The organism is Paenibacillus prosopidis, assembly GCF_003337375.1.
Lineage (GTDB): Bacteria > Bacillota > Bacilli > Paenibacillales > Paenibacillaceae > Pristimantibacillus > Pristimantibacillus prosopidis.
Genome location: NZ_QPJD01000012.1, coordinates 61,657 through 73,925, shown reverse-complemented (window position 1 = coordinate 73,925; position 12,269 = coordinate 61,657). Strand labels below are relative to the sequence as shown.

Sequence of the window (12,269 nt, the reverse complement as noted above, 5' to 3'; positions counted from 1 at the left end):
TTTTACCGTCCTCCGTATTGTTGGCTTTGGTCAATGTCTGGATCGATACCGTTAATGTAATAGTCGTATCCTTCTTCATAGTCTTGTTGCGTCAGAGTATAGGATTCGTCAGGCGGTTCCGATGTTGTAAAATACGAACCGATAAACATTACCCAGAATACGATCGTAAAAATAGCGAACGACACTTTTTTAATTACAACCATGGTTAACAACTCCTTATTGGTTTATTAACATTATCTGTTATATCGAGAAAAAAGTGAAGTCACTCATTGAGTGGCTTTTTTTATTGGAGGTGATGCAATTGATTGAAGTTTTGAACGAATCATGCGTTGTATCGTCCTTTGCATACCAAGCCTTAGAGCAGCTATACCACGACGATCCAGAACTATTAAGCAAACTATGGTATGCAGGTGATGCAGAGGTGAATATATGTACGACTTCGCGATCGGAGTATTCGAAAGCATTGTAAAGCACGGCTTAAGCTGGTCAACAGCTGCAGCTGTGCTTTTTCTAATTCTCAAGCAGCGTGCAATGAAGAGGAAGCTTAAGCGGTACCTGCCGTACCTGTTCAAAGACGAGGAAGTTAATCCAACCTATGTATCGAATCAAGCTAGGATCGAGTCAAAACTTGATGCCATTATGAAGAAAGAGGGAATTGAATGGAATGCAGCTACTTTAACAACAAATTCGGAGTCTACAGCGAAGAAAAACGAAAGCTTATCGGTATCGCACTCAGTAATGAATACTATTGTCCGCGGTGTCGCCAAATTCATAAAATCGAGGAGGAAATTAATCATGAGAAAGTTTAAATCACGTAAATTTATTTTGGCCCTTGTCGGTGCCGGTCTTATCATCGCAAATGACGGTCTCGATCTTGGTATCGATTCTGAAACGGTTCTTGCATTCGCCGGACTATTAGCAACGTGGATCGTAGGTGAATCGGCGGTGGATGCGCGCAGAGCCGGGAAGGAGAAACCAAATGATGACTTTGAAGTTCCCATCGAACCTAAGCTCTGATTTCCAAGGCGTTCAGTTCATCGATATTCGCGATCAATTGCCGGTTAACCCTAATTACACTTGGACGCAACTGGCAGGTGTGAGAGATGATGAAGTGCTAAATACGCTTGTATGTCACCATGACGCTATCCCTAAGCGCATGACGACGAAATACAGCGACATTAAACTTGCTTCGAGGATAGCCACGGCCCATATAAATTCCAAAAAGAACCACCCAAAAGGCGATGCCGGTTTTCCGTATGATTTGTGGATCCGCAATGGCAACATATACTGGTGCAATGACATTGAGCAACGAGAATACGGAGTAGCTTCGAACAACGGTTATACGGTCAATGTGTGCGTCTCAGGGGACTATTTTCATGGGGATACGTTAACGCCAGAAGATAGAAGGGCGCTATACGTAGCAATCATTATATTGAAGGAAGCATTACCTGCTATTGAGAAAATTAAGGGTCATGGGGAACTTGTTCCGACCAATTGTCCTGGATATGGCATGAATCACGTACGAGAGGATGTATCAGCATTGGAAATAAAACTAGAACTAGAAGAAGAACTAGCTAACAACCTGCAAGGCCAACTCTTAAACGCCGCGGCACTCAATACACGGGTGAATGATCTTTATGGAAAGGCTACGGCACCGGGGAAATTTCAGGAAGAGGCAATACGCAAGCTTTCTAGGGTAGCAGACATTATGCGTTCAGAAGGGCTCCTGTAATGGGAGCTCTTTTTTTATTTGTCTGCTATAATAGAGATAAATGGAAATAAACGGAGGATACATATGAATATTGAAGATTTAATGAAACCAGCTGCGGATCGCAAGGACCATCTTGATAAGCTTCTATTAGAAGAACGTGATGGTTTACACTATGTTGAGCTTTTTGATTTTATCAAAACACAAGGAATAGATAAGGTCACCACGAAAGATATGAACCGTCTTGTTGAAAAATACGGGAGGGGAGTCATGGGGATTAATGGATTTACAGATTACTACAGCATAATTTCTAGTAACGAATCAAATAAAGTCATGAAAGATTGGACAAAAGCAATCGGGATCATGACAATTGTGGTAATGCTTGCAACATTAATCATGTTGTTTAGGTGAAAAAAATGACCGAACCAATCAAACCAGCCGACCTCTACAAAAACGGCCTATGCGAATGCAAGGTGAATCTCAAAGGCAAGCACCTATGGTTCAACACTGTACTCCATCCCAGTAAACAGTTTAGTGCGTATATGTGCATCAAATGTAACCGACCGGTTTATCATACGTTGAAGCCACCGGTTTCTTAATCCCCAACTATACACAGTTTGGGGATATTTTTTGGCCCAAATGGTCACTTTGGTCACACGGTGGTCACAAACCTATCTCAACGTATCCTACATATACGACAAATAGGGGTTAATCCATTGCCAGTCATGGACACATTCCGATGAAAAAGGACGCAAAAAACATGATTGCGAAATGGGCGGAATGATGTAGGGTTTCAGACCTTACATTTGTGAAGTAGTCTAGACTATTTCAGTCCAGTTTGAGAATTGGTCACGTTAAAAACTTTTTCTAAAGTGAAGACTACCTCCTAAATCCAAGGAGGTAGTCTTTTTTATGCTGGACGATTTGTTCTAAACGGCCCCTGCCAAGTAAGATTGGTGACAACTTAAGTTGTTTGACCATTAAACCGGGAACTACATGAATATTTGAAGTTATGGTACTATAGGGCTCATGGAGGTGTTTCCGTGAGCCCTTTTTATCGTTTGAAAACGAACATGGAACGAAGTAACGTAGACAATCGTTTGCAATATAAGCCGGATATTGTGGAATTTTATTTAAGTGAACGGGATTTGGAGAATCCGCTCCTGATTCGGGAACGTATCCGTGAGCTGAAGGAAAAGAACATCAAAGTGTATCTGCATCACCCGCCCCAATATAAAGGGCGTTATCTTGACATCTTAAGCTCGGATTCAGAAGCAAAGCGCTTCTACATGGCCTCCTGTGAAATACTGGCTGCCATTTGTGAAGAGGAAGGAACCCGCTGCGTTGTCCATGCCCATTATGCCGGCACAGAAAGCTCGTCGGACGTGAGTCTGGCATCCATCCGGAAAATGCGCAGAGAAATCGCAGCGGTTCTGGAATTTTCGCGGGAATTATTTGTTTGGGAGGATACCATTGAAGGGTTATTCTGCCATGCCAATCCGTATTTGCTGGAGGAATTGATTGTTCCTCTTGAGCTTCCGCTGACGGTGGATGTCAGTCATACTTTCATAGGCCATCGTGGGAATAATGAGAAGCTGATCGAAACCCTCGGCGCTACTGAGAACTATGCCCGGTACTTCCATCTGGTGGACAGCAAAGGAAAGTTTCATGATTCGTTACCTCTGGGAACAGGCCTTATCGATTGGAAGGCCGTAAAGCCTTTTGTAGAAGGGAAGGATTATATTTTTGAGATTCAGCTGGAAGGTAATCATTCGGACTGCACTCCGATGATTGAAAGTGCCCGTTTTTTTTCGGAGATTTAAAGACTGCTGAATATATTGAACTGAAGCACCATACCCTGCGGTGGGCGGGGTATTTTTTATGTTACCAGAACTGCACAGTTCAATCGGTGGAAACCCAGGTTGACCACATTTGTATAAACTAGAGGCCTCTCATGAGTTCAACTTATCCATCCGAGGATGAGAAAGCAGCAGCAGGCTTTGAATCAGAAGGTAAGTTGTTACTTTTTTAATGCTTCAAGCATGTCGTTGATATGACTATGCATGAGCTGCCTTGCCTGCTCACTATGCCGTTCCTCAATGGCGATCGCAATTAAGATGTGATAATTGGATGCTTTGGTACGCATATGAGGCAAGGTGTTGGTCTGCTTGCGACCTTCTGAGAGAAGCGGATGGATTGACTCCAGCATGCGAAATAGGACAGGATGCTGTGCTGATTCTGCAATGAGATGATGGAAGGAAAGATCGGTCTCCAGAAATGGCCCGCCTTCTTCCATCTGGTTAACCATAGAGTCGGCCAGCGCACGAAGCTGCTTGACTTGGGAACGCGTAGCATGCTCTGCACTTAGGGCAGCCAGCTCTGGTTCAATAAGCAATCTTGCTTCCAGTAATTTAACAAGAGAAATATCTCCCAATTCCTTAAGGTTTGCAGTTGGGTCTTCTAACAATAATGGATCGTTGCGTACATACATTCCCCGTCCATGCTCAATGCTGACGTTCCCTTGGCTTTCCAGAGTCCGCAGCGCTTCTCTTACAGTGGATACACTAACGGACAGGTCCTTAGAGATCTCTTGCAGCGTTGGTATACGTGATCCGGGCGGCCATTCCCCGCTAATAATTTTCTGTTTAAGTATGTCTATTGTCATTGTAAAGGTCGTTTTTTTTATCATTACAATCCCCTGTGTATCTTCATATTAGGTTCATATTATCATAATCGTACAAGTTTCTCCTAATCTTAATTACGTATTGACATCCAGAAACATAGATACTATGATACCTCCATAAAGATCTGATCTTTAAATGATATAAATCATTAAATGAGTTATTACCGGTTATATCTTATCGTTAGATCTGATCTATAGATATAAATCTTAGATGTTTATAATATAGATATGATCTATAAAGAGAGTAACCGTCGTTGTGGCGACAATTCAGACTGGAAACCAAAATAGGGAGAGGGTAAAGTTGAAAATTACCAAGTTTGAGACTTTTATAGTACCACCCCGGTGGCTGTTCTTAAAAATTGAAACGGATGAAGGGATAGTTGGATGGGGAGAGCCTGTAATCGAAGGCAAAGCCCATACGGTACAAGCAGCTGTAGATGAGCTTATGGATCAATTAATCAGGAAAGATCCGCTTCGCATTGAAGATCATTGGCAAGTAATGTACCGTGGGGGGTTCTACCGTGGCGGATCCATACTGATGAGTGCGATTGCGGGGATTGATCAGGCGCTGTGGGATATTAAAGGAAAATATTTCAATACTCCAATCTATCAGTTGCTTGGCGGGGCATGCCGGGATTCGATGCGTGTCTATTCCTGGATCGGTGGGGATCGGCCAAGTGATGTCGGACAAGCGGCATTGGAGAAACAGCAGGCAGGTTTCACAGCAATTAAGATGAATGCTACCGAAGAGATGCAATATATTGATAGCTATCAAAAGGTGGATCAGGTCGTGGAACGGGTAGCGGCGATCCGTGCTGCAACCGGTCCAGACCTTGGCATCGGTGTAGATTTTCACGGTCGTATTCATAAACCAATGGCGAAGGTACTTGCCAAAGCATTAGAGCCTTACAGACTGATGTTTATCGAAGAGCCCGTGCTTCCAGAAAATAACGAAGCCCTCCGGGATATTGCTAATCATACAAGCACGCCGATTGCGACGGGTGAAAGAATGTTCTCACGCTGGGATTTCAAATCCTTACTTGAAGATGGCTATGTGGATATTATTCAACCGGATTTATCGCATGCAGGCGGAATTACAGAGTGTAAGAAAATCTTCGCGATGGCGGAGGCTTATGATATTGCAGTAGCCCCTCATTGTCCTTTAGGCCCGATTGCACTTGCTGCCTGTCTGCAAGTTGACGCAACAGCTCACAATGCCGTCATTCAGGAACAGAGCCTCGGCATTCATTATAACCAAGGGAATGATCTGCTGGACTATTTAACGGAACCCGGCGTATTCTCCTACGAGGATGGGTATGTGAAGATTCCTCAGGGCCCGGGACTCGGTATTACCGTTAATGAGGAGTACGTCCGTAAAATGGCGTCGGATTCTCCGCATCGGTGGAGAAATCCGATTTGGAGACATAAGGACGGATCGGTGGCCGAATGGTAGGACGGAAGGTTCTTTTCGATTATTAAATAAAAAACCGGAGGCTTCGCAAAAGTTCACCGAACTTATGCGGAGCCTCTTTTTTACGTGAAAACGCATACATGTCATTCTTGACTATTCAATTTTCTCCTATTCTAAAGGCTTGTCTGTCCGTATTAAAGCGATAGGTAATATTTGCGGATGCCGACAAATGGGGGGGGTTACTGCAAAAATGACACATAATCACAATTGTCAGAAAAGTCTGAGTTATTTGCAATTAAGCATTCCTCCATTAGAGTATGCGCTTTCATGCGAAACTGAAAATGACATATTTACGGATTTTCCTTTTATCGGCTATCGTTGGATTTGTAAGCGATAGCATCATTCGAATCCTGTCACGGATCACGAAGCTATAGCAACTATAACGAAACCGGGAAGGGGTGATGCTATGCAGGAGGCTAAAGGGATTGTAACGGGCAGCGTGCTTCCGGTACCGGATAAGTTGAAGAGCAGAGTGTGGAAAAGAATTGTCCAGAACTGGGAACTTTATTTATTTATTGCACCCGCATTTTTCTACTTTCTTATCTTCTCTTACGGTCCGATGTACGGCATTCAAATTGCGTTTAAGAACTTCATACCTACGAAAGGGATTTTGGGAAGTCCTTGGGTGGGATTCGATCATTTTGTCCGTTTCTTTGATTCCTATTACTTTTGGGACTTGATATGGAACACATTGAGTATTAGCCTGTATGAACTCGCCATCGGTTTTCCGGTTCCGATTATACTGGCACTGGCTTTTAATGAATTGAAGGCTGGGTTCTTCAAAAGGACAGCCCAGACCGTCACTTATGCGCCGCATTTTATTTCAGTCGTCGTTATGGCGGGGATGATCATTACGTTCTTGTCGCCTTCGACCGGGATTGTCACACACTTTATTGAATGGATGGGCTTTGACGCACCTGATTTTCTGACGGACCCTAAGTGGTTCAAGACGATGTATGTATTCTCGGGTGTCTGGCAAAGCGCAGGCTGGGGAACGATCATTTATTTGGCAGCGTTATCGGGTGTAGATCCGGGCCTGCATGAAGCAGCGATTATTGATGGAGCTTCACGTTTCCAACGAGTTCGCCATATTAACATCCCGACGCTTGTCCCTACGATGACCATTCTATTGATTCTGAATATGGGAAGTCTGCTTGGGGTAGGATTTGAGAAAATACTACTGCTGCAAAACTCGCTGAACATGGAGTCTTCGGATGTTATTTCGACTTTCGTGTATCGTTCGGGGCTAGTGGATGCCCAGTACAGCTTCTCGACGGCGATCGGCTTGTTCAATTCCGTTATTAATGCGATTGTGTTAATTGTCGTGAATCAGATTGTACGGCGCACAAATGAAAACAGCTTGTGGTAGAAGAAGGGGGTTCGACCGATGACTTCCGCCGTTAAAGAGTCCGGACGGGATAAACTATTTCTTATTTTCAACTATATTTATGTATTCCTGGCCTTTATTATTGTGGCTTATCCTGTCATTTATATGATTAGCGCCTCCATTAGTGATCCGAAGTTAGTCGGTTCCGGTGAAATGTGGCTGTGGCCAAAAGGCATTACGTTTGAAGGCTATCAGAGAGTGTTCCAGAACTCGAGTATATGGACTGGATACGGAAACACCATCCTCTATACGGTGGTGGGTACGGCGATCAATTTATTTGTTACACTGCCGGCAGCTTATGCGCTAAGCCGCAAAGACTTTTTGGGACGCAACTTTTTTATGGGAATGTTCCTGGTTACGATGTTCTTCGGCGGCGGCCTCGTGCCAAGTTATTTGCTCGTCAAGGAATTAGGAATGGTCAATACGATGTGGGCGATTGTCATTCCTTCAGCCGCATCGATCTGGAACATTATCGTATCCCGTACGTTCTTTCAGTCTTCGATTCCGAAAGAGCTGCAGGAGGCTGCACAGATCGACGGGTGTACAAATTTACGCCTGTTCATGAAAATCATTCTGCCGTTGTCTATGCCGATCATCGCGGTTATGGCTTTGTTCTACGGGGTGGGTAACTGGAACAGCTACTTTTCGGCCCTCATTTATTTGAACGAAGCTGAGAAATACCCGCTGCAGCTTGTCCTGCGCCAGATTCTTGTTCTGCAGGAGATGTCGGCTCAGGGCGGGGGCTCAATGGATGCTTCAACTGCGTCGGCCCTCAACAACAAGGCAGAGATCGCTGCGCTCGTCAAATACGCCGTTATTATCGTAGCGACAGCACCGATTATCGCGATTTATCCGTTCCTTCAGCGTTACTTTGTGCAAGGTGTCATGATTGGTTCCGTTAAGGGCTGATCTTGCTCATACATATTATGAAAAGGGAGAGGGATTTTGGATGAAAAAGCTACATAAGGCATCATCGTTATTGTTGTGTATCACGCTGCTCATCTCCGTATTAGCGGCTTGCGCTTCACCGAACGATGAGGGTAAAACGAATGGCAGCAATGCCGGTTCCGAAACGCCGGCATCCAATGAGGCTGAAGGGGTCAGCAAAGAAGGGTTTCCGATTGTCAGTGAACCGATTACGCTCAAAATGATGTCACAGGATGTCGGCGTCGCGGATTGGAACAAAATGCCCGTACTGCAAGAGATGGAGAAATTGACTGGCATCAAGCTTGAATTCCAGAACGCCCCGCTTGACAGCTTTGCAACCAAGAAAAATCTTGTATTTGCCAGCGGAGATTTGCCGGATATGTTCTATGCAGCGGATCTTAAACCGGCAGAACAAGTCACTTACGGTTCGCAAGGTGTTCTTATTCCTCTAGAAAAATACATTGATGAAGGTTATGCGCCTAACATCAAAAAAATCTTTGATGACCATCCGGATATCCGCCAGTCGTTCACAACGCCAGACGGTCATATTTATGCACTGCCGAACATCGATTTAGCAGCAGTCTGGTATCGCGGTCCGATGTGGTATAACGGCAAGTTCTTGAAATCCCTTGGAGCAGCGGAGCCTAAGACGACAGAAGAGTTGTATGCCTATCTGAAGCGTGTGAAGGATGAAGATGCGAACGGGAACGGGAAGCAGGATGAAATTCCGCTTACTTCCGTCAAACTGGATGATTTGCGGATGTACTTCCTCGGCTTCTGGGGCATTTACGATGAAGTTATCTATGCCGATAAGGATGGGAAGGTCCACTACACGCCTCAAGAAGAGGGATACAAGGGATATTTAACGTTCCTGAACCGTCTATGGAAAGAGGAGCTGCTGGACCATGAGACATTCTCGCAAACGGATGAACAGAAGAAGGCGAAAGGGAAAAACAATCAACTTGCTTTGTTCAACGACTATTTCCCTTACTTTACGCTAGGCGGCGAACCAAGCCAAGACAACCCGTTGATGACGCCTGTGAAAAGCGAAGTAGCAGATTCTCCTGTCTATGGCAAGCACCCTGGTATATCAGCGAACGGTACCTTCGCCATTACGAGCAGCAATCCGGCTCCAGAGGCAACCATGCGTTGGGTAGATTACCTGTACAGCTATGAAGGAGCTACCTTGTTCAATCAAGGCCCCGAGAACCTGCTGTGGAAATATAAAGACAAGGCAAAGCACGAGAAGGAATGGCTTCCTGTTCCGGGGGGTATCGATCGTGAAGAATTCCGTGGAACAATTACACCTAACTACGGTATCCTTACGCCGGGTATGAACTCAAGCGAGCTTGCCATAGGACTTCGGAGCGATTTCGACCTGTGGATCGATAAGCAAAATGCGGAAAAGCTTACGCCAATCGCAAAATCTCCTTACCCTAACGTTTATTTGACAAATGAAGAGCAAACCGAGGCTTCTGCTTTGTTATCGGATCTGAACACTTACGTTCAGCAGATGGAAGCGAAGTTCGTCACCGGCCAGGAGTCGCTGTCCAATTGGGACAAGTATCTGGAACAAATTAAAAAAATGGGCGGCGACCGGATCGCTGAGCTTTATCAAAGCGCATACGACAGATAGAACAGAGGCAGCTAATTCTATCCGAGCATGAAGCAAGAAACGAGCAACACCCGGTCATGCGTGCTGATGACCGGGTGTTGTCTATTATTCATCATCCAGATCGGACACCGGTCGGGCATGCCCATTCTCCCAAAATAGCTTGCGGTATTGGCCAGGTGTATAACCGGTTTCCTTCTTGAACTTCCGGATAAAGTTAGGTGTATCCAAATATCCGACTTGAATAATGATGTCTTTAAGCGGGGCATTCGTCGTTTTTAAAAGACGCGTAACCTCTTCCAATCTTTTTTGCCAAATATATTGGATGAAGTTGAGGCCCATCTTTTCCTTGAATGACCGGCTTACATGCGAAGGAGAAATAGCGAACTCAAAGGCTATCGTCTCGAGACTGAGCGTATGGTCCATATAGTGATCATCGATATAGGACACAATCTTATCGATCTGAGATTGCTCTTCTTTCTGATTGTTACGTTCCACTTGATTGCAGATTCGGGAGGCGAGATTCAGGAAGCCGATCTCCATTTCATCCAGTGAATGGGTATAAATCATATTCGGAGCCATTTCCTGTATTAAATTATGAATACCGAGCTCGGATGCGGTTTTCAGCATCGTATTTAGAATGTCAAAGCAAATGCAGCGTTTAAGCAAAGCGGATAGCTCGGAAGATTGCAGGCTCCGGATTGACGGACTGATCATTTGCGCAGCCACATCATAGCTTCCCTGCTTCAGACTTTGAGAGAGCTTCATCAGCGAGTTATTAGGAATCCAGAACGTATGATCCGGCGTATCGAGCAGCTTCTCGAAATAAGTGACGGAGCCGTGGCCGCCGGATGCCCGCAGCTCGAATGCGGAACAAGCTTCGATAAAGGATTGATTCAGCTGGTCCGGACTAAAATAACAGGTTCCGACGCCAATCGTGGGAGTGACATCGAACGTTTCCAGCATGCTGCTGCGTACCGCTTCGACAATGTGACGAATAGGAGTGAATTCCTGCTCCGCCTGGATCATATTGAAGCTGATAATCAGCGCGAGCTGATCCAGCTGAGGGAGTTCCACCCCGTAGGCATGAGCAGCCAGTTCCGGGAATTCGATCTGGGCAAGCAGCTCGATCATTTCTTGCCGTTCCTGCCGATCGTCCTGCGTATCCATTTCGTCCCATCCTATGACGATAACAAAATGATGAGTCCGGTCGAAATGAAGATCGAAGGCTTCTTGAAGCTCTGGCGTAAGGCTCTGCGCATTCCCGTATTTGAGCAGCATGGACAGAAAATGATTGCGGGCGTATGGCTCTTGAAGGTCTACACGCGAGCTGTATTCCTGCAGAGCTGTCCGGATTCGGTCAAGCTCGTTGCCGGCTGCCGCAGATTCGTCTGCCGTATGTTTCGGTTTGGATTTGGAATTTGCGAACTCGACAAGCGTAGAGATCGGCTGATACTGCATTCTGGCCAGCATGAGAGCAATCGCAGCGCCAACTAGAACGACGATCATGAATAACATGATGATGAAGCTGCGAACATGCACGACACTGCTGAAAAATTGCGCGCTCGGCATAACGGTCACATATGTCCAGCCGTTATTCTCTGACGTTACGGATACGATCGAATGCGGCTTTCCATTCAATATTTTATCGTGAATGCCGGGCGAGAGACCGAATAAGGACTTCGCTTCCGCATTCGTTAAGGCTTCTCCTTGTCTATTGTCGACAAGAATTTGGCCCTTGTTATCAAGAATATAAGTCAAGCCTTGATAATTGCCCAGAACCGAATCGATTAAACTCGTAAGCTCGGATTCTTTGATCAAATACATGATCGTTCCATGCGGGTTAGGGCTGTATGGTGTGATAGGAACAAGATACGCCAGCATCGAATCCTGCAGATAGGAGTTGCGGATGACGGTATCGGCTGGACGCATCGTTGGAAACTTGACGCTGTTCAAATCTTGGAAGATGGTTTCCTTGTTCCAGTTGCGGAAGCTGAAGCTGCCGGCGAATACGTCAAGACTCGACAAACCTTTTGCAGAGTAAATGTTATTATCCTTGTGAAAGTATAAGAGCATTTCGCCAATGATAGAGCTTGTCGCTTTATATTGGTCCAATGCTTGAATAGCTTCCCCGCTAAAATAAGGATCATGAACGCGATAGGGAGTCAGCCTTTTGTCATAAGACACGCGGGAGGCGATTTCACTTAATTCCTTCATCCGGCCGTCAATAATCACTTTCGTTTGCGTTAATTGATTGAGACGGGATTGTTCAATTTCGGAACGGAGATTAGTGACTGCGTTTTGATAGATGAATATCGTCATAAGGACTAACGGGATAAGTAAAATGAACAAGTAGGACCAGATATATTTTAAGAACAGTTTGGATTTGAAGTAGTTCCGTTTCATTTATTCTGCCTCCCGTTATTGCCGATCCATTTAGTTGATTCTTATCATACCAACAAATTTACAATTTGGACATAG

Annotated in this window: 11 protein-coding genes; 8 read left to right on the top strand and 3 right to left on the bottom strand. The window is 45.1% G+C overall.

Going from position 1 to position 12,269, the window contains the following annotated elements; translation table 11 throughout:
- Positions 1–2: 2 nt before the first annotated feature.
- Positions 3–203 carry a hypothetical protein gene (locus tag DFP97_RS19010; protein WP_114381773.1) on the bottom strand — a complete coding sequence of 67 codons (201 nt, stop codon included), beginning with the start codon at positions 201–203 and terminating at the stop codon, positions 3–5.
- A gap of 226 nt (positions 204–429) precedes the next feature.
- Here DFP97_RS19010 and DFP97_RS31195 point away from each other — a divergent pair, with 226 nt between their 5' ends.
- The 4 genes from DFP97_RS31195 (at position 430) to DFP97_RS18990 (ending at position 3,531) form a co-directional block, all read left to right on the top strand.
- Entirely contained in the window at positions 430–1,017 is a 588-nt protein-coding gene (locus DFP97_RS31195; protein WP_220271171.1) for a hypothetical protein, read from the top strand.
- Positions 980–1,732, top strand: a complete 753-nt coding sequence (locus DFP97_RS19000; protein WP_181873581.1) for a peptidoglycan recognition protein family protein — start codon at positions 980–982, stop codon at positions 1,730–1,732. The genes DFP97_RS31195 and DFP97_RS19000 overlap by 38 nt, the downstream gene beginning before the upstream one ends.
- Before the next feature lie 63 nt (positions 1,733–1,795).
- Complete coding sequence (locus DFP97_RS18995; RefSeq protein WP_114381771.1) at positions 1,796–2,119, top strand: hypothetical protein; 324 nt, start codon at positions 1,796–1,798, stop codon at positions 2,117–2,119.
- Positions 2,120–2,751: 632 nt separating this feature from the next.
- Positions 2,752–3,531 (top strand): TIM barrel protein, encoded by a 780-nt coding sequence (locus DFP97_RS18990; protein ID WP_245976426.1) that lies wholly within the window; start codon positions 2,752–2,754, stop codon positions 3,529–3,531.
- A 197-nt stretch (positions 3,532–3,728) separates the two neighbouring features.
- Here DFP97_RS18990 and DFP97_RS18985 read toward each other — a convergent pair whose 3' ends face one another.
- Entirely contained in the window at positions 3,729–4,397 is a 669-nt protein-coding gene (locus DFP97_RS18985; RefSeq protein ID WP_114381770.1) for a FadR/GntR family transcriptional regulator, read from the bottom strand.
- Between the two features lie 295 nt (positions 4,398–4,692).
- Here DFP97_RS18985 and dgoD point away from each other — a divergent pair, with 295 nt between their 5' ends.
- From dgoD to DFP97_RS18965, 4 genes are all read left to right on the top strand, one after another.
- Positions 4,693–5,844 (top strand): galactonate dehydratase, encoded by a 1,152-nt coding sequence (gene dgoD, locus DFP97_RS18980; RefSeq protein ID WP_114381769.1) that lies wholly within the window; start codon positions 4,693–4,695, stop codon positions 5,842–5,844.
- Between the two features lie 424 nt (positions 5,845–6,268).
- Entirely contained in the window at positions 6,269–7,231 is a 963-nt protein-coding gene (locus DFP97_RS18975; protein ID WP_114381768.1) for an ABC transporter permease, read from the top strand.
- 18 nt (positions 7,232–7,249) lie between these two features.
- Positions 7,250–8,158 (top strand): carbohydrate ABC transporter permease, encoded by a 909-nt coding sequence (locus DFP97_RS18970; protein WP_114381767.1) that lies wholly within the window; start codon positions 7,250–7,252, stop codon positions 8,156–8,158.
- 40 nt (positions 8,159–8,198) lie between these two features.
- Positions 8,199–9,812 carry an extracellular solute-binding protein gene (locus DFP97_RS18965; RefSeq protein ID WP_114381766.1) on the top strand — a complete coding sequence of 538 codons (1,614 nt, stop codon included), beginning with the start codon at positions 8,199–8,201 and terminating at the stop codon, positions 9,810–9,812.
- 84 nt (positions 9,813–9,896) lie between these two features.
- On the opposite strand, the gene DFP97_RS18960 is transcribed toward DFP97_RS18965, so the two are convergent.
- Positions 9,897–12,194, bottom strand: a complete 2,298-nt coding sequence (locus tag DFP97_RS18960) for a helix-turn-helix domain-containing protein (RefSeq protein WP_114381765.1) — start codon at positions 12,192–12,194, stop codon at positions 9,897–9,899.
- Positions 12,195–12,269: the final 75 nt, after the last annotated feature.